Below are 16,341 nucleotides of genomic sequence, written 5' to 3'. Positions count from 1 at the left end.
CTGGAGTCAGTTGCGGCCGATCAGCTAGCGTAGCTCCAGATATGCGCGAAGGCCATGTCGAGGGCGACGCGCATCGGCTCAGGATCGTGAGCCGTCTGGGCCAGCAAGTAGCCGCCCTGCAGAGCAGCCATCAAGGCTGTGGCCAGTACCGCAGGGTCCGCGTCCGGCTTCAGCGCTCCCTTGTCCTGGATTCGCTCCAGGGCCGACCTGATGATGGCTTCCCAAGTGGCGAAGTGCTGTGCAAGCGCGAGCCGTGCGATCTCATCCTGGTCGGCCAGCTCGCTGGACAACGAGCCCAACATGCAGCCGAAAGCCCCGTTACGCAGAGTGACACGCTGCATAACCGCACGTCGCCAACGCTCGAGTCCTTGGAGCGAATCTGTCCGGCGCAGGTACTGCTCCTCACGCTCGAGAAGTGCCGCTCCACGCGAAGCGATGACCGCGTGAACCAGAGACTCCTTATCGGCGAAGTGGTGATAGAGCTGTGACTTACTGCTGCCACTGGCCGCCGTTACCTCGTCGAGCGTCATGCCGTTCACACCGCGGACTCGGACAAGTTCGTCGGCCGCTGAGACAATCCGGGCGCGAGTCGCAATCCCGCGCGCGGTCAGCCGGCGGGCTGGCTGATGGTTTGACTGCTGCGGCACAGCTAGAGCGTATCGTGAGCGTCCACCTGCCAACCTCTCGTGACGCTCAATATCGGGGTCTAGCCGTCTACGGGCGGAGATCAGTTGTGGGCATCAGTCAGAGCTCTGGTCGCTCGAGGTTCCATCCTGATGGGCATGGCCGGCCGACTTGGCGGCGGCGACAGCTCGCTGGTTTCCTGGCCGGGCCACTGCGTAGAGCTCGTCCACAGCGCCAACGCGAAACGCCCAGTGCATCAGCGCGTTGGCTCGCCTCAGTCGCGTATCACTGTCTCCAGGCAGCCGGGGCCAGTTGACAGCCGAGCTCGAGGTCTTCCTCGTACGGAGGCAATAGCCGGATCGACAACCCTCCCACGACATCGTCGGTGCGCTTCTCCACGATGGCCCAGCGGCCGGCGGGCTTCACCAAACTCGGCTGCGAATCTATCCACGCGCGAAGCACAGCCCGCATGGTCTCGGCGTCCTCGATCGACCACTCGCGGATCAGCAATCGGTCGGTCTCGGTGACGATTCGCATCGCGGTTCACGCACCCTTCGGTCGGAATCCAGGCAGCTCCCGATCCCTCGCGATATTCGTGCCCTTGCTGCGGCAGCGTCTTACCGCCCAAGTCGCCATCAGGTAAGAACGGTACGCATCTCGCCGAACGAACGGCCAACCGCCACTCTCAGCAAGAGATCCATTCCAGATCGTCAGGCCTTGCGAGCGTGTTCGGCCGGTCGCAGCAGGACAATAGGGTCGGTCGCCACCCGATGCCGCCCCACCCGCAGCCCCTGGCGGCTGATCACCGACCTGACCGAGGCGCTCAGGAGAGGTGGCCTCGATGACCTCACGGGTTATCGATGCGGCTCACTGACGGTGCTCTATCCGCTGCTGTGCGCGGAGAGCTGGCTGGCCGAGTGCCGCTCGTCGAGCGGCTGGAGAGGGCCAGCCCGAAGCCGCCTAAAGATCGTGATCCAGAGGTCTTGACTATCGCTTGATCGTCCGGTCGTGTGGGTTATACGAGTACGGGCAAGAGTGCCTTGCCGGGCGAGGTCGTCACTGGGCCTTGTACCCAGGAGTCCCGCCACTGGCACCGCCTCACCTAGCAGGTTTGGGGATGTGAAGGTCGGTCGGGCGGTCCGGCCTGTGTCCCGGTTGGATCAAACGAGGCCGAGGAGAAACAGGATGTTCGGGAAGAGGTATGTGCATGACCTGATCGACCGGAGCGCGGAGAACCCGGCGGACCGGCGGCGGTTCCTCAAGAGCGCGACCGCAGCAGGCCTGGGAATGATCGGTGTGAGCGTGGCCGGATCGGCGGCCACAGCTGCGTCTGCCTCAGCGCAAGACGCTAACTCGATTTCGGATAGCGCGATCTTGAATTTCGCGCTGAACCTGGAGTACCTGGAGGGGGAGTTCTACTCCTTCGCGGTGCACGGGCATGGACTGCCCGGCAACCTGACCCACGGGACGGGCCAGCGCGGGCCCGTGATAGGCGGCCGCGCGGTCCCCTTTAAGAGCAGGTCGATCCGCCAGTTCGCCGCCGAGATCGCCCACGACGAGTTCGACCACGTCCGGTTCCTTCACGCTGCGCTGGGCAGCGCGGCGGTGGCCCGGCCGACCATCAACATCCAGCAGAGCTTCACCGCCGTCGCGATAGCTGCGGGGCTGATCAAGCCTGGGCAGACGTTCGACGTCTACGCCAATGAGAACAACTTCTTGCAGGGCGCGTTCATCTTCGAAGATGTCGGGGTCACTGCGTTCAAGGGCGCCGCGCCGCTGATCAGCAACAAAACCTTCCTGTCCGCGGCCGCCGGCATGCTGGCGGTCGAGGCATACCACGCGGCGACCATCCGCAGCGTGCTGTTTGACCGCCACCTGGCCCGGCAGGCTAATGCGATCTCGGCGGCGCGGGACAGCCTGGACGGGCCGAGCGATGATGACCAGGGCATCACCATCAACGGCAGGGCCAATATCGTGCCCGCCGACAGCAACAGTGTTGCCTTTGGCCGTATCCCCGGCCGCGTGCTCAACGTCGTCTACCTGACTCCAAACAAGGCGTCTCGCGGCGGGTTCTACCCGGACGGCGTCAACGGGCAGATCCACACGAGCAGCTGACCAGCTCACACCTGCTGCGAGCATGCGCAGCGTGATCATCGCCACCGGCACGCACTGGACGGCGGCGTCGGCCCTGCCCGCCGCGCTGGCCAACGATCAGCGCTGCGGGTATTCGGCGACGCGGCGGCTGATTGCGGGCACTCACTGCCCGGCGTGTCGTGTCGTGGTCGTGGTTGGCTTGGCGCGCAGGTCGCACAGGGCGTAGACGGTTTCGGCGGCGAGGTGATCGAGGACTCGCGCGGTGGAGTAGAGGATGGCGCATCACGCCGTCTCGCTCAGGACGGACTCGACGATCCAGGAGCCGGTCGCGCGGTCGAAGACCTGCATTGGGATGTCGGGCTCGGCCGGGTGTGTGTCCGCACAGTAACTGCAGGTCCCGTCCAGGCGGCGGTAGTAGCCGTGGTCGTGGGTGTGGTCGTTCACCAGATTGCGTTCGCCCAACGGGGAGGCCACGGTCGTGACTGCCTCGTCGCCGGTGCACTGGACCTCGACACAATGCTCGCTGCAGTGGCCGCCGTTGATGACGGCCGGTTCCCTGAGCGCGCCGACCCCAGTGCGGAGCTCCTCGTCGTGGACGTCACCCCCGATCTCTGCGCGACCGCTGAACTGGTCGCGCGCCTCGGTCGAGTGCGACGCAGGTCCGGCTGGCATGATGTGGGCGGTGCTGTTCAGGATCCCGCGGCTCGGCGCCAACCCGTAACCGGCCACGGTGGACAGCGAGGTCGCGGGGGTGAGATCGACGGTCATCGTTGCCCTCTCTGTCGGCCGGCAGCTGCCGAGATCGCGTCTTCATGGGAGTAAAATGGCCATGCGGTGTGATCCGCGTCTCACCTTGAGAGGCGGTGAGGTTCTCGGCGATGACCGACGATTGGGGCGCGACGCTGCTCCGGGCCAGGGAGCGGCTGCTGACCGGTGGGCGGATCGAGGAGATCGAGGGGCCGAGCGCGGAGATCCTCGCCTCGTGGCGTCGCTCGTCCGACGACGGCGTCGACGCCGACGAGCTCACCACTTCGTACGTCGAGAACGTCAACCTCGCCTCACGTCTGGCCAGGGCGGCAAGCTCCGTCGTCTACGGGGTCGCCGAGGATGTGGCCGGCAGCCCCGTCTCGGCGATCCTGGCCGACAGCCGCGGGCGGGTGCTGCTCCGCGGTTCTGGGGACGGTGAGCTCGAGCGCCGGCTCGACTCGGTCCTGCTTGCGCCAGGGTTCAGCTACGCGGAGCACCATGTCGGGACCAACGGCATCGGCAGCGCCCTCGAGGACCGGGGGGCGTATGCGGTTCGCGGACACGAGCACTTCTCCGAGCCACTGCAGGACTTCGCCTGTTTCGGCGTCCCGGTCCGTGACCCGTTCAGCCACCGATTCGTCGGCGTGCTGGATATCACCACCTGGGCCGCGTGCGCCAACCCGGCCCTCGCGGCGCTGGTGCGACAGGCGGTGGCCGTGGTCGAGGCGCGGCTGGTCGAACTCGGCGGACAGGGCGAGCGGATGCTGCTGGACGAGTACCTCGGTGCGTCACGGCGGTCCGGATCCGCCGTGCTCGCGATCAGCGACAGCGTCTGGATGTCGACGCCGGAGGTGGCGCGGGTGATCGGCGCGGTCAAGCACGGTGACACGTGGACCATGGTGCGGGACGCCCTCGGGCGGTCGGACGCCGCGGAGACACCGCTGACCATGTCCGACGGCAGGGAGACGATGCTTCGGCTCCGCGCGGTGCGCCGCGGCAACGAGCTTGTCGGCGCGCTGGCCTTCCCGTCCGGTACGACGCCCCGGCCGCCCGCCATAAGGCGACCGGTGGCAGGCATGCTCCCCCGATTCGCAGCCAGCACTCCGGCGGTGCTGGATGCGGCCCGGAGAGTGAGCCGGCATTGCGCGCAACGCGATCCGCTCGCGGTGATCGGCGAGCCCGGGGTCGGCAAGGCAGCCTTGGTGGAGGCGGCGCTGCAACTGCAAGCCGCGGGCAAGATGGTCGTCGTTCGTGACGCGGTCCGGAATGCTGGCCCAGACGATCTCGACCGGCTGATCACCGACGTCGGCGCAGCGCTCCGCGCGGGGTCGCCGGTCATGGTCAAGCATGGCGAGCGCCTGACGGCCAACGCGCTCGACCGGCTGTGCGGTGAGGTGCGAGCGGTCACCGACGCCGGCTGGCTGGCGCTGACCGTCCGTGTCGCTGAGGGCGACCCGATCACGCCCGAACTGGGCACCACCGGCATTCCGACCGTGCTAGTTCCGCCGCTGAGGGAGCGGATCGAGGATCTCCCGGCCATCGTCGCGGTCCTGCTCGCCCGGCAGCCCGGAACGCGTTCCGTGGCGGTCACCGAGCAGCTGATGACCAGGCTCCAGCGCGAACGCTGGCCGGGGAACGTGGCCGAGATCAACGACCTGCTAGCGGAGATGCTGCGTGCCACCGATCTCCACAAGCTCGACATTTCCGACCTGCCGGCTCGGTTCGGCCGCGGGCTGCGCCGCCGGCTTACCCCGATGGAATGGCTCGAGCGCGGGGCCATCGTGCGGTCGCTGCGCGCCAGCGAGGGCCGCAAGGACGTGGCGGCCACGTCGCTCGGGATCTCGCGGGCGTCGATCTACCGTAAGATCAGGCTCTTCGAGATCACCCCGGACGAATACATCTGATCCGGGCGGTACTCGTGCTGGAGCCGCCTGTCCTACCGGCTGGCCGACGGAAATGCGCACCTAGTCACCTACCATCGCCTGGACCTGCCGGCGGGCGTCGGCCAGCCGTGACCGCAGCGGAGCAGGACACGAGGGTGACGGCAGGTACCAATGACATCGAGAAGGCGGCCCGGCGTCGCCTGCGTCCACCGCTAACAGCGACCTAGTTCTTTGCGGTCGCGGCCTAAGCGCCGGAGACGGTAACAGGTAGAGGGAAGACAGCGCGTCTCCCCTCCAGGACAAGCTGTCTTCCCGCTTGATATCAGCTACATCGGCTGGAAGGTCCAGGCGGCGTTACGCCGCTCGGTGATGGTCCCTGTGGCAAGGGGGGCGCGGTCCCCAACGCTGCTGTTCTGAACGCTGGGACCTGGAGTCAACGGAACATGACCCAAGGTAGGTCCGCAAGGGTGTGACCCGTATCTCACGTTGAGACGCAAGTCCGTCGTCGGTGCTGCTTTCATCGCTCCAACGCCCACCTTCGGAGCCGGTCCACCCCCGGCCGGCTCCCGACCCTGGAGGCAGTCCATGAGCAGGCAGAGTCTCATCAAGGCGCATGCCAAGATGACCGAACTGTGGTGGGAGCCGACCTTCGCCACCGCGGCGGCCCGGTTCGGCACCGACTACACGTTCGAGACGGTGCGGAAGAAGGATCCGCTGAGGCAGATCATGCGGTCGTGCTTCCCGATGGAGGAGGAGAAGGGCAACCGGGTGCACGGCGCCATGGACGGCGCGATCCGGGGCAACATGTTCCGGCAGGTCCAGCAGCGCTGGCTGGAGTGGCAGAAGCTGTTCCTCAGCATCATTCCGTTCCCGGAGATCTCCGCGGCTGACCTCTGCTTGAGGTTGTCGAGTGGTGCCCGTGGTGTCGCTGTCCGTCAGCATTGTGAGGATCTGTGCCGATCGCTGCGCGCTGCTTCCTGTGTCGGCTGGGCTTATGCCGAGGGCGTCGGCTCGGCCGTTGCCGGGGCTGATGATCGTGACGACCTGGTGAGCCGAACCGACCGACCGCCATGCCACCGCGACCATGACACCGCAGCAGGCGAACTCGAGGCGATCTCGCATCGGATGCCGGACCTTACCTCCGACGATGGAACAGGACGATATAGGCCACCTGTCGAGATGTCTCTGGAGGTCGCGGGGGAGCGATGCTGTGTTAGCAGTCAGGCCGACTTGAGCGCGACGGTGCCTAACTCCTTCAGCTCCTGTGCGATGAATCACGCATCTTCGCGGAAGGAGGCGACGAGTCCGCGCCTGACACGTTGCCGCTTGCGTGCTGGTTGGACGGAGTCCCGAATGGACGATGTCATCCATGTTGCTATTTCACCGGTCGACACAGATGTGTCGGACCTGTGGTCACTACGTTGAGTTGATCGGCGGAGATCCAGTGAAGAGCGAATGTTCCGAGTCGTTGTCGCAGGTGCGGGTCGTCTCTCCAGAGGTGGCCCGGGAGAACCGTGCCTGGGTTCGCGACTTGAGCAGCGGTGGGGATCGGCGTGAGCTTGCGAGCCGACGCTTGTACGAGGTTCTCCTGCGAGCCGCGAGGGCGGAGGCCGGGCGGCGGGCGGCGAGGCTGCGACTCGTCGGTCCGGAGCTGGACGACATCGCGCACCAAGCAGCTGCGGATGCCCTACTGGCGATCTGCGGCAAGGTCGAGACGTTCCGCGGTGACTGCAAGTTCACCACTTGGGCGTACAAGTTCGTGATCTTCGATGTGGCGGCCAAGGTCAACCGGCACTTCTGGCAGCGGGCCGGCGTTGCGTTCGACGACGAGGACTGGGAGCGCCTTCCCGCACGAGTGGGGATCGAGCCGGAGTCGCATGCCGAAAGCCGGGATCTGATGGATGCCGTGCATCGCGCCGTCGACGAGAAGCTGACGGCAAAGCAACGGATGGTCTTTGTCGCGATGGTGCTGAAGGGGATGCCCACCGATGTCCTCGCTGATCAGCTCGGCGCGACACACAACGCGATCTACAAGATGATGTTCGACGCCCGCCGTAAGCTGCGGACCGCGTTGGTCGACGCCGGCTACTTGCCGGAGCAGCAGATCGCATGAGCAACGTCTCGACGGCACTGGATCGATTTCTGCGGACCGACCCGATCGATGGGGGGCCTTAGGTCGGCCGAGCAGCAGACGGGGCAGAATGAAAGATCTGCGATGGTCCACGGGTTCGTGTTCTCGGACCGGTCCTCCGTGACCGGGAGCAAGGACCTGACCGTTCACCTGCCCTGTACTTCGGTAACACCCGTGACTGTGGTGGGGTGGTCAGCTTGGGAAGCGGGCGTGGTAGTTGCGGGTCACTTCGCGGATCTTTCGGTAACCCACGTAGGCGAGAAGAGCCGCGGTCGCGGCAGCGGCCAGGACGCCCGTGATGGTGCGAAGAATGACGCCGGCGCCGGCTGCCTCGCAGATCACGGCGGCCAGGACGCCTACGACGACGGCGTCGATGATGCCCACCACGACAGGCGACCCCGACATCCAATGGGTCAGGCCGACCCGGCTGCGAAAGCTGTACGTCGTCAGAATCCCTGCCGGGTCGTCGTGATGGCTTGCGACGAGGTACGGCTCCAGTTCCGGTGCGAGTTCGAGGTAGGCGTGCCGTAGCCGGTTCATCCCGATCACCAGCCAGGCGTCCTCGAGGTCCGCCTCGATCAGGCGGAAGTACGTTCCCACGCCGATGAGCAGTGCCACGGGGAGCACCAGCAGCGCGAATGTCAGGAAGTCTTGCCCGAAGCCGCTCGCGTTGGCCACCAGCGAGAGAGCGATGACGGTGGCCGACAGAACGGTCAGATACGTGTTGGTCCGGCTGAAGATCTCGGTCCAGGTCATGCTGCGGGTGGCGAGCAGGCTCCAGTGCTCGGTCGCGAGGAACTGCGCGTGGGGCTTTCCGACAGCATCGAAACCGTCCAGGGACGGCGGTGTCTTGACCGGCGGCTGTTGTCTCATCCGATCTCCCATGCTCGTACCGCCCTCTCGCGACAGCCATGCACGCGGCCAGAACCTTCGGTGGCGACGGTCTGGTCGACCATCGCATGCTTCGAGTGTGCATCAGCCGGATCGCCGTCGGTGGGTTGGAAGGCGGACAGTGGAGCGAGCTCGGTACGGCGGCGTTCGACTAGCAGGGCCTGCGGCGGCGAAGAACGCGCTGATCTGGAACCAGTCCACGACTCATTCCTCGAGGATGTGCGTCCGGCTCGCCGCTGACCGTTCAACTGTTCCCAGGGCCTACCTCGTGTAGCGCGGGTCTGCCCTGGCCAGCGGTCATTCCCGGTAGCGACCGCCGAAGCTCGCGCCTCGGCCGATCCCCGAACCACTGACCTACGTATGCCGAACCTGTGTCCCGAGTTCGCGAAGCTTCGCGCCCGCCTCGTAGCGTGCGATCAATTGCGCCGACTCGTCTGCGTTGAGTTGCTTCGCCGTCCGCGATCGTCTTCGCTCAGGTGGCGTTCGAGGTGCGTGCGAGCTTGGCCCCGGCAGTTCCTTGACCAACCGCTCCAGGTCGCTGATCTGCATGTCGTTGTATTGCGATGCCTGCAGGTCCACCTAGGCGGCTTATGTTCACGAAGAGCGTCAACTAAGTCGCCTGCTGTTTGTGTGTCGCGTCGCGGGCGGGGCTTCGTCCCACGCACCCTCTTTGCTGTGGCTGATGCGGGCGGCCTAATCTTGCACGAAGTCAGCCGCGAGGTCGCCACCTGGGCAGGCGCGCGGTGGTCATTGCCTCGTGGTGGGTGCGGGGTCAGTTCCTTGCCGTAGACGGCGACGGCGACCTGGAACCAGGAGCCGAAGTCGCGGGTGCCGACCCGGAACGGGGCTGAGCCGTCGGACGGGACGATGATCTGGCCGGAGATGCTCAGGTCGTCCTGGTCGCGCAGGACGCCGTCGTCGCGGTAGATCTTGGTGTAGCCGTTCGGGTAGGTGGCGCTCTTGGCGTTCGCGTTGATCACGAGCACGTAATGGATCCAGTTCCCGGCCAGGACCGGGGTCGTGGAAGTACGAGCTGGCGCCGAGACCGCCGGAGGAGTTGAACAGGTAGCCGGAGATCCGGTTGGGACGGTTCTCGGTGTTGACCTGGGAGTACATCCGGGCGACGTACTCGTGCTGGTTGGTCTCGCCCTTCCCCATCCAGTGCACGTAGCCGCTGCTCTGCGAGTGCGGGAACTGCGGTGTGTTCGGCCGCATCCACGCTTCCAGAGTGAGGATACCTTTGGTCGCCGGGCTGAGTACGGCGTTGTCTGCTACCTGGAAGTACCCGGTGGCGCCGACGAACGCGGTCGCCGGCTCGCCGTTCACTCCGACATCATCTCCACTGGTCACGTCTTAGCTCATGTGATTCAGCGGCGGACAACGACAATTGTCGAGTACGGTGACATGCCTGCTGAGGCATAGACCGAGGTCAGAGGCAGCTTATGGGCGCTGCTGCCCTAACGTTGGGCACTCTGGTGCCCTTCGCCGACTCGGCTGCCCGGTGCGAGTTCATCGGTCCGGGCGCTGGCAGCTGCTGAAGGGTAGGGCAGCCTTCAGGGGAGGTCGGGGTCTTCGAAGGCTCGTTGGAGGGCTTCGGTGCCAGGAGGGGTTGGGGGATTTGCGGACTAGGTAGGTGTCTTGGGTCATGGAGACGCGGGCGTGGCCGAGGTGGTCGGCGATTTGGCGGGCGGATTGGCCGTTGTTGTCGAGGACGGTGGCTGTGGTTTTGCGGAAGGCGTGGGAGGTGATCCAGGCGAGGGTGTCTGAGGGTGCCGGTTCGGCGGCCTTGTCGACCTGGGCGAGGAGAGTTGCGGCTTCGTCGAGGCGGATGCCGGCGGCGAATCGGACACGGAGCATGGTGAGTACCCAGTCGGGCAGGCCGAGTTCGCGTTGACCTGCTCTTGACTTGGTGACTTTGCGGAGCAGGCCCTCGCGTTTGACGCGCACGATCGTGTGGGAGATCTTGACTTTGCTGGTATCGAGGTTGGCCTCAGACCAGAGAACCGCCAGGGCCTCGCCGATCCGTACGCCGGTTCCGAGCATGAAGGTGACCAGGTCGGGTAAGTCGGCACGTGCCGCTCGCTCGTTGGTTCTGAGGTGCTTCCTCAGCAGCTGAACCTCGTCGGCGGGCAGAGCTCGGGGGAGCTTCCTGGCGTTGTGTTCGATGCGGTCAACTTCCCGGACCGGGTTGATGGTGATGGCGCCATAGCGGACGGCGAGGCCCATCACGCCGGAGATTATGCTGCGGCAGGTTCTGGCGGTCGGGGCGCCGGCGCGTTTCTGGATCTCCGAGATCACGCTGTCGATGCGTGGTGTGCTCGCCTCGCCGATTCGGAGCTCACCTAGGGCAGGGAGCACGTGATTCCTGATACTCCGTCGGTAGGTGTCGAGAGAGCTGGGGGATCGGCGGCCCTCGGCGACGAGTTCCGCGAACTTCGCCTCCCACAGCTCGACCGCTTGTCGGATCCGATGCATGGCGGTGAGCTCGCCCGCTCGGCTGGTCTCGGCGCGGTCCTTGAGTTTGTTCAGCAGGTTGTTCTCGGCCGCGGTCTTGGTCTTACCGAAGGCAGAGACCAGGCGGGTCTGGCCGTCATGGTCGCGGTACTTCGCCTGCGCCCGATGGCTGAGAGCTTTGCCGTTCTCGTCGGTCTTGACGACCTGGGTGCGGATGCGTCCCCAGGTTCCGATCGGTAGCGGTGGCCTCGGCATCTCAAGCCTCCAACTTCTGCTGACGGCCATCGCTCAACGTTTCGGCGACAGGCGGGACAGAGGTGGCAACACAGAGCAGCACAGCGTGAGGTGACGCACAGTCACGAGAAGTGGATCGCCCCGGTGAGGCTCCTCGATCTCCATGAGGGCGCCTGACAGCACCGAGGACGCGGGAGAACAGAGTGCCGCATCGGCCGTTCGACGACGGCGGACGGGAAAGGAGTGCGTAAAGGATGCGCTGGAAGCACAAAGGCCCAGGAGCAGATTGCGATGTCTGCCTGGGCCTCGATGCTGGTGCGCCGCCAGGGACTCGAACCCCGAACCCGCTGATTAAGAGTCAGCTGCTCTGCCAATTGAGCTAGCGGCGCGTTCTGTTCGCTTGGTGTTGCCTGCGAACGAAGAGGATCGTAGCAGGGCTTCTTGGTAGATACGAAATCGGTTATCCCGCCGCTGCGGGGAGGTTGCCGCGGCAGGGAAATCAGGGGCGGAGTTCGAGGACGGCCATGGCGGCGTTGTGGCCGGCTATGCCGCTGACGGCGCCTCCTCGGCGGGCTCCGGAGCCGCAGATCATGAGGTTCGCCACATCGGTCTCGACGCCCCAGCGGCCGACCTCGGCCTCGTCGTCGACCCACGGCCACTGGAGGTCGCCGTGGAAGATGTGGCCGCCGGGCATGCCGACGGATTCCTCGATGTCGAGCGGGGTCTTCGCCTCCAGGCAGAGGTTGCCGTCGGCGTCGCGGGCGATGCATGGTTCGAGCGGCTCGTCGAGGTACGACTCCAGCCCGGCCAGGACCCGGCGTACCGACTCGTCCCGGGCGGCATCGTTGTCAGAGGCAAACAAACGGGTGGGGAAGTGGACGCCGAAGACGGTCAGCGTCTGGTGGCCCGAGGCAACCAGGGACGGGCTGAGGATGGACGGGTCGGTGAGGGAGTGGCAGTACACCTCCGACGGAGCGACCGACGGTACTGCGCCTGCGGCGGCCTGGCGGTAGGCGGTTTCCAGCTGGCTGTAGTCCTCGTCGATGTGGAAGGTGCCGGCGAACGCCCGCCGCGGGTCGTCGCCGGATCGCAGCCGGGGGAGGCGTGACAGCAGCAGGTTGATCTTCAGTTGCGAACCCTCGGGCCGGACGCCCGCAGTTTGCCCGCGCAGGGCGGCGAGAGTCGTCGGCGCGACGTTGGCGAGGACGTACGAGCAGTCGACAGAGCGCTCCCCGTCGCCACCCATCCAGGTGACCGACGCGCGCGTGCCGTCGGCCTCGACAGAGGTCACCGACGCGTTGACGACCAACGCGGCACCGGCTCGGCGAGCGGCCGCAGCCAAGGCATCCGTGACCGCGCCCATCCCGCCGACAGGCACGCGCCACTCGCCTGTCCCGTTGCCGATCAGGTGATAGAGGAAGCACCGGTTCTGGATCAGCGACTCGTCGTGCAATCCCGCGAAGGTGCCGATGACGGAGTCCGTCGCGACGACGCCACGCACCGTGTCGTCCGCGAACCGCTGCTCCACGACCTCGCCGAACGGCCGCTCCACCAGTGCGGACCAGAGGGCGGGATCGACCCGGTTGCGCAGCGAAGCCCCCGATACGAGCGGCTCGAGCAGCGTCGGCGCGACCACGCCCGCAAGCTCCCCGACCGACCCGTAGAAGGCCGACCACGCGTCGTACTCCGAGTCGGCGCCGGTCAGCGCCGCGAACGATTCCCGGGTGACCGCGCCCTCAGGCCTCTCCACCATCAGGCCGAGGTCCCGGCCGCCCCGGCGTACCGGCGTGTACGACGCGACGGAGCGCGAGCGGAGCTCCAGGGACAGGCCGAGGTCGGCCACGACCTTGTCAGGCAGCAGGCTGACCAGGTACGAGTACCGCGACAGGCGGGCGTCTACGCCGGGAAACACCTGCTGGCTGACCGCGGCACCGCCGGTGTGGCTCTGCTGCTCCAGCACGAGGGTGCTCAGCCCTGCGCCGGCCAGGTACGCCGCGGCGACCAGCCCGTTGTGGCCGCCGCCGACGATCACGACGTCGTAGAAGTTCTTGCTCTCAGCAACCATGTCAGACCGGCCAATCGAGTCGGTGGTACGCGGCGTCCCAGAACATCCACTCGTAGCGCGAGGTGGCGGCGAAGTGCCGGTGGCACCGGTCGCGTTCGCCCGGGCCGACCTCGTCGCCGAGCCGGTCCGTCACCGCCAGGACCGACTCTACGACCGCGTCGAACTCCTCGGACCCGTACGCCTCGATCCATTTCGCGTACACCGGGTCCGGCGAGGACCGCTTGAGCAGCTCCCGCCCGACCTCGCGGTAGATCCAGTAGCAGGGCAGCACCGCCGCCACGGCCTCGGCGTACGTGCCGGTGGAGCAGACGGCGGTCAGATAGGACATGTACGCCGTGGTCGTCGGCCCCGATCCGATCGCATCGACGTCGGCCGGGGTGAGCCCGAGGGAGCCGAGCAGGTCGGTGTGGAGCTCGCGCTCGACCTCGATCGCGTCCGCGGCGTGCCGGGCGAACATGCTGACGGCGTCCTCGTCGACGGCCCGGGCGGCGACCAGCGCCAGCGCGCGGGAGTACGCCCGCAGGTAGTGGCTGTCCTGCACGATGAAGTACTTGAACGCCTCGTGGTCGAGCGTCCCGTCGGTCAGCCCGGTGATGAACGGGTGCTCGACGATCCGGGCGTACACCGCGGCGGCGCCGGAGTCCCACAGCTCGGCGGAAAACGTCATCCTCAGCTCCTCAGCCTCGACTGCGACGACCCTAACCAGCCGGCACCCGAAGACTACGAGACGAAAGTCACGATCGGCCTTACTCTGACGCCATGACCATCCAGGGGGAACTCGCCGCGCGTGACGAGGCGGTTCCGATGCCGTCGGACACGCCGCTGCTGCGCCGGATCCGCGCGTCGGTGATCGGGGACGACCAGGTGATGCCGGGGCCGTACGGGCCGCGCCGGGTCACGTACGCCGACTACACCGCGTCCGGCCGGGCCCTGACCTTCCTGGAGGACTTCATCCGCGAGGAGGTGCTGCCGCGGTACGCGAACACGCACACCGAGTCCAGCGGCACCGGCCTGCAGACCACCCGGCTCCGCGAGGACGCCCGCAAGATCATCCACGACAGCGTCGGCGGTGACGACGAGACCGCGGTGATCTTCTGCGGCTCCGGAGCGACCGGCGCGATCGACAAGCTGATCGGGGTGCTCGGCCTGCGGATCCCGGCCCAGCTCGACGACGAGTACCACCTGACCGACGAGATCCCGCCGGAGCAGCGCCCGGTCGTCTTCATCGGGCCGTACGAGCACCACTCGAACGAGCTGCCCTGGCGCGAGTCGATCGCCGACGTGGTGGTGATCGGCCAGGACGCCGACGGCCACATCGACATCCCGCGGCTGGAGGAGGAGCTCGCGAAGTACGCCGATCGTCCGGTGAAGATCGGCTCGTTCTCCGCAGCGAGCAACGTCACGGGGATCGTCAGCAACACCCGTCGGGTCTCCGCGTTGCTGCACCGGTACGGCGCGCTCTCCTTCTGGGACTGCGCCGCCGCCGCGCCGTACGTCGAGATCGACATGTACGGCGGTCGCGATGCCGACCCGCTCTCCTACAAGGACGCGATCTTCCTCAGCCCGCACAAGTTCATCGGCGGCCCGGGCACCCCCGGAGTACTGGTGGCCCGCCGCGAGCTGTTGCACAACCGCGTCCCCGACGTACCGGGTGGTGGCACGGTCGCCTATGTGAACCCGACGGAGCACCGGTACCTCGACGACCCGGTGCACCGCGAGGAGGGCGGCACGCCGAACATCATCGGGTCGATCCGCGCGGGCCTGGTGTTCCAGCTCAAGGAGGCCGTCGGGATCGAGGTGATCCGGGCGCACGAGGACGCGTACCTGCGCCGGGCGGTCGAGGCCTGGCGGCACGAGCCGGGCATCCAGATCCTCGGCAACCTGGACTCCGAGCGGCTGTCGATCGTGTCGTTCGTGGTGAAGGCGCCGTCCGGGCGCTACCTGCACCACAATTTCGTCGTCGCGGTGCTGAACGACCTGTTCGGGATCCAGTCCCGCGGCGGCTGCTCGTGTGCGGGGCCGTACGGTCACGCCCTGCTCGGGATCGACCTGGTCAAGTCGCACGAGTACGCCGAGGAGGTCGAGCACGGTTGCGAGGGGATCAAGCCGGGCTGGGTCCGGGTGAACTTCAACTACTTCATCTCCGAGGCGGTCTTCTCGTACGTCGTGGAGGCGGTCCGGCTGGTCGCCCAGCAGGGCTGGCGGCTGCTCGGGGACTACCGCTTCAACCCGTCCAACGGGCTCTGGCGGCACCACCGCGGCCCGGTGGAACCACCGATGCGGCTGTCCCAGGTCGGTTACGACGCCGACGGCAAGCTCCGCTACCCGCACCACGACGACAAAGCGCCGGAATCCGCGCTCGAGGGCTACCTGGCCGAGGCGCGAGAGCTACTGTCGGCCTGCCACAACGCGGATACCGACAGTGAGGCCAGTGTGAACCAGGAGTTCGACCACCTCAGGTGGTTCGACCTACCGTCCAGCTGCCTGTCGCCTGTCGTCCCCTGACTCGGGCGTCAGCGCCGGCTGGTAGGTCCCGTCAGTCGCGCTGAGCGTCCACGGCGACCCGTTGACGATCAAGGTCCGGTCGGCGATGGGCGCCTTGGCTGTCGCCAGCACCGGCTGCTGCACCCACCGACAACCCGTGCGATAGGTCCGCTGGGTCACCCGTACTGCGACCGCGCCCGGCCCCTCCGCGTAAGCAGCCGCCTGAAGCTTCTGCGCACACCCTGCCGGCGTAGCCACAATCAGCACGATCTGCTCAGGATTAGCCGCCACCGCCCGCACCTCCAGGACCTTCGCCACCGTCGTCCGAATCACCCGCGGCGCAGCAGTCTGCCGAGCCTCCACCACGGGCCGCTGCTTCGGCTCCTCAGGCGAAGATCCCCCGAAAACCTTCGCCAGCACAAAAACACTGAACGCAACCACCCCGACAACAAAGGTCACCAAAACAGCAACCCCGTACACAAACCAAACACTGCCGCCCGACTTCACCCTCCGATCCTCCCAGCCCAACCACCCCCACCCCCGCAGGAAAACGCGGTCACCCCCACCAAAGACCGGACGACTACCTCAGCCCAGCAGAGGCCCAGACGACTACCTCAGCCACAGCAGAGAGCCGGGCGGGGTCAAGTCCAGCGGAGTGGTGTAGCGGTCGTGTCGCGTGATCCTTGGGTTGGTTAGGCGCTGAGCGCCTTCAGGTCGGTGTCGGTGTGCGCCTC

General features: G+C 66.7%; 15 protein-coding genes and 1 tRNA gene. 6 read left to right on the top strand and 10 right to left on the bottom strand.

Features of this window, described 5'->3' with window-relative positions; translation table 11 throughout:
• Window positions 1-20: 20 nt before the first annotated feature.
• Both EV648_RS39825 and EV648_RS39820 read right to left on the bottom strand, forming a co-directional pair.
• Window positions 21-647, bottom strand: a complete 627-nt coding sequence (locus EV648_RS39825; protein ID WP_199235093.1) for a TetR/AcrR family transcriptional regulator — start codon at window positions 645-647, stop codon at window positions 21-23.
• Window positions 648-909: 262 nt separating this feature from the next.
• Window positions 910-1,161 (bottom strand): GNAT family N-acetyltransferase, encoded by a 252-nt coding sequence (locus EV648_RS39820; protein WP_132301237.1) that lies wholly within the window; start codon window positions 1,159-1,161, stop codon window positions 910-912.
• A gap of 666 nt (window positions 1,162-1,827) precedes the next feature.
• Between EV648_RS39820 and EV648_RS39815 the strand changes: the two genes are divergently transcribed.
• Window positions 1,828-2,739, top strand: a complete 912-nt coding sequence (locus tag EV648_RS39815; protein WP_241996071.1) for a ferritin-like domain-containing protein — start codon at window positions 1,828-1,830, stop codon at window positions 2,737-2,739.
• 261 nt (window positions 2,740-3,000) lie between these two features.
• Here EV648_RS39815 and EV648_RS39810 read toward each other — a convergent pair whose 3' ends face one another.
• Window positions 3,001-3,486, bottom strand: coding sequence for a hypothetical protein (locus EV648_RS39810; RefSeq protein ID WP_132301233.1), 486 nt, complete (start codon window positions 3,484-3,486; stop codon window positions 3,001-3,003).
• Between the two features lie 110 nt (window positions 3,487-3,596).
• On the opposite strand from EV648_RS39810, the gene EV648_RS39805 reads away from it, so the two are divergent.
• The 3 genes from EV648_RS39805 (at window position 3,597) to EV648_RS39795 (ending at window position 7,461) form a co-directional block, all read left to right on the top strand.
• On the top strand, window positions 3,597-5,369 hold the full coding sequence (locus tag EV648_RS39805) for a sigma-54-dependent Fis family transcriptional regulator (protein ID WP_132301231.1): 1,773 nt from the start codon (window positions 3,597-3,599) through the stop codon (window positions 5,367-5,369).
• A gap of 564 nt (window positions 5,370-5,933) precedes the next feature.
• Window positions 5,934-6,773, top strand: a complete 840-nt coding sequence (locus tag EV648_RS43555) for a hypothetical protein (protein ID WP_199235092.1) — start codon at window positions 5,934-5,936, stop codon at window positions 6,771-6,773.
• A gap of 148 nt (window positions 6,774-6,921) precedes the next feature.
• A complete protein-coding gene (locus tag EV648_RS39795) occupies window positions 6,922-7,461 on the top strand; it encodes an RNA polymerase sigma factor (RefSeq protein ID WP_199235091.1) in 540 nt (179 codons plus the stop codon).
• Between the two features lie 210 nt (window positions 7,462-7,671).
• Here the strand turns inward: EV648_RS39795 and EV648_RS39790 are convergent, their stop codons facing one another.
• Window positions 7,672-8,352, bottom strand: coding sequence for a hypothetical protein (locus EV648_RS39790; RefSeq protein WP_132301229.1), 681 nt, complete (start codon window positions 8,350-8,352; stop codon window positions 7,672-7,674).
• Window positions 8,353-8,390: 38 nt separating this feature from the next.
• Between EV648_RS39790 and EV648_RS44875 the strand changes: the two genes are divergently transcribed.
• Window positions 8,391-8,525 carry a hypothetical protein gene (locus EV648_RS44875; RefSeq protein ID WP_255512896.1) on the top strand — a complete coding sequence of 45 codons (135 nt, stop codon included), beginning with the start codon at window positions 8,391-8,393 and terminating at the stop codon, window positions 8,523-8,525.
• A gap of 199 nt (window positions 8,526-8,724) precedes the next feature.
• Here EV648_RS44875 and EV648_RS39785 read toward each other — a convergent pair whose 3' ends face one another.
• From EV648_RS39785 to tenA, 5 genes are all read right to left on the bottom strand, one after another.
• On the bottom strand, window positions 8,725-8,949 hold the full coding sequence (locus EV648_RS39785) for a hypothetical protein (RefSeq protein ID WP_132301228.1): 225 nt from the start codon (window positions 8,947-8,949) through the stop codon (window positions 8,725-8,727).
• A gap of 930 nt (window positions 8,950-9,879) precedes the next feature.
• Window positions 9,880-11,079 carry a site-specific integrase gene (locus EV648_RS39780; RefSeq protein ID WP_158294202.1) on the bottom strand — a complete coding sequence of 400 codons (1,200 nt, stop codon included), beginning with the start codon at window positions 11,077-11,079 and terminating at the stop codon, window positions 9,880-9,882.
• A 292-nt stretch (window positions 11,080-11,371) separates the two neighbouring features.
• Window positions 11,372-11,447: transfer RNA gene (locus tag EV648_RS39775), tRNA-Lys, on the bottom strand.
• 110 nt (window positions 11,448-11,557) lie between these two features.
• Window positions 11,558-13,123 (bottom strand): NAD(P)/FAD-dependent oxidoreductase, encoded by a 1,566-nt coding sequence (locus EV648_RS39770; RefSeq protein WP_132301224.1) that lies wholly within the window; start codon window positions 13,121-13,123, stop codon window positions 11,558-11,560.
• Window position 13,124: 1 nt separating this feature from the next.
• The gene (tenA, locus tag EV648_RS39765; RefSeq protein WP_132301223.1) at window positions 13,125-13,790 is read right to left on the bottom strand and encodes a thiaminase II; all 666 of its coding nucleotides are present in this window, start codon (window positions 13,788-13,790) and stop codon (window positions 13,125-13,127) included.
• Window positions 13,791-13,882: 92 nt separating this feature from the next.
• On the opposite strand from tenA, the gene EV648_RS39760 reads away from it, so the two are divergent.
• Complete coding sequence (locus EV648_RS39760; RefSeq protein ID WP_132301221.1) at window positions 13,883-15,628, top strand: aminotransferase class V-fold PLP-dependent enzyme; 1,746 nt, start codon at window positions 13,883-13,885, stop codon at window positions 15,626-15,628.
• Here the strand turns inward: EV648_RS39760 and EV648_RS44555 are convergent.
• Window positions 15,593-15,898 carry a hypothetical protein gene (locus EV648_RS44555; protein WP_241996069.1) on the bottom strand — a complete coding sequence of 102 codons (306 nt, stop codon included), beginning with the start codon at window positions 15,896-15,898 and terminating at the stop codon, window positions 15,593-15,595. The two genes, EV648_RS39760 and EV648_RS44555, sit on opposite strands and share 36 nt — an antisense overlap.
• Window positions 15,899-16,341: the final 443 nt, after the last annotated feature.

The organism is Kribbella sp. VKM Ac-2568 (assembly GCF_004345365.1).
Taxonomy (GTDB): domain Bacteria; phylum Actinomycetota; class Actinomycetes; order Propionibacteriales; family Kribbellaceae; genus Kribbella; species Kribbella orskensis.
Note: the sequence above shows the minus strand (reverse complement) of the source record. Positions and strands in the feature narration are given on the sequence as shown.

Bases quoted from the DNA above. Each gene is read 5' to 3' on its own strand.
- tenA (WP_132301223.1), bottom strand. From the start codon at position 13,790: ATGACGTTTTCCGCCGAGCTGTGGGACTCCGGCGCCGCCGCGGTGTAC.
- EV648_RS39810 (WP_132301233.1), bottom strand. From the start codon at position 3,486: ATGACCGTCGATCTCACCCCCGCGACCTCGCTGTCCACCGTGGCCGGT.
- EV648_RS39805 (WP_132301231.1), top strand. From the start codon at position 3,597: ATGACCGACGATTGGGGCGCGACGCTGCTCCGGGCCAGGGAGCGGCTG.
- EV648_RS39780 (WP_158294202.1), bottom strand. From the start codon at position 11,079: ATGCCGAGGCCACCGCTACCGATCGGAACCTGGGGACGCATCCGCACC.
- EV648_RS43555 (WP_199235092.1), top strand. From the start codon at position 5,934: ATGAGCAGGCAGAGTCTCATCAAGGCGCATGCCAAGATGACCGAACTG.
- EV648_RS39770 (WP_132301224.1), bottom strand. From the start codon at position 13,123: ATGGTTGCTGAGAGCAAGAACTTCTACGACGTCGTGATCGTCGGCGGC.
- EV648_RS44875 (WP_255512896.1), top strand. From the start codon at position 8,391: ATGCACGCGGCCAGAACCTTCGGTGGCGACGGTCTGGTCGACCATCGC.
- EV648_RS39790 (WP_132301229.1), bottom strand. From the start codon at position 8,352: ATGAGACAACAGCCGCCGGTCAAGACACCGCCGTCCCTGGACGGTTTC.
- EV648_RS39760 (WP_132301221.1), top strand. From the start codon at position 13,883: ATGACCATCCAGGGGGAACTCGCCGCGCGTGACGAGGCGGTTCCGATG.
- EV648_RS39820 (WP_132301237.1), bottom strand. From the start codon at position 1,161: ATGCGAATCGTCACCGAGACCGACCGATTGCTGATCCGCGAGTGGTCG.